Source organism: Psychroserpens sp. XS_ASV72 (assembly GCF_041224425.1).
In the GTDB taxonomy this organism is placed as follows: Bacteria; Bacteroidota; Bacteroidia; order Flavobacteriales; family Flavobacteriaceae; genus Psychroserpens.
This window is the reverse complement of the sequence record NZ_JBGFGL010000027.1, coordinates 1-639: the sequence shown is the minus strand read 5'-3', so window position 1 is coordinate 639 and position 639 is coordinate 1. Positions and strand designations below refer to the sequence as shown.

Here is a 639-nt window from a genome sequence, read left to right as displayed (position 1 = left end):
GTTTATTGTCTGCACTAGGCTTGTCTCGTTCCCACAGTCATCGACAAGTGTCCAAGTTCTTGTGATTACAGATTCGTTTGCACAGGAGCCATCAGCCACGGTATCAGAATATGTTGCTTCCAATCCATTTGAGCAGTTGTCCGCCTCATCTGTCACGTCACCAGTAATAGAAAGATCGGTAGGATCCTGGTCACACTCGATAGTGGTACCAGCAGGGACCGTAAAGGTAGGCGCAGTAGTGTCCACCACGTTTATTGTCTGCACTAGGTTTGTCTCGTTCCCACAGTCATCGACAAGTGTCCATGTTCTTGTGATTACAGATTCGTTTGCACAGGCACCTTCAGCAACAGCATCAGAATATGTTGCCTCCAATCCATTTGAACAGTTGTCCGCCTCATCTGTCACGTCACCAGTAATAGAAAGGTCCGTTGGATCTTGGTCACACTCGATAGTGGTACCAGCAGGAACCGTAAAGGTAGGCGCAGTAGTGTCCACCACGTTTATTGTCTGCACTAGGCTTGTCTCGTTCCCACAGTCATCGACAAGTGTCCAAGTTCTTGTGATTACAGATTCGTTTGCACAGGAGCCATCAGCCACGGTATCAGAATATGTTGCTTCCAATCCATTTGAGCAGTTGTC

The 639-nt window shown here is 47.7% G+C and carries 1 pseudogene; it reads right to left on the bottom strand.

Annotated features, from left to right (window positions below):
• Positions 1 to 639, bottom strand: a pseudogene (locus AB9K26_RS00145) (gliding motility-associated C-terminal domain-containing protein); the annotation flags it as partial.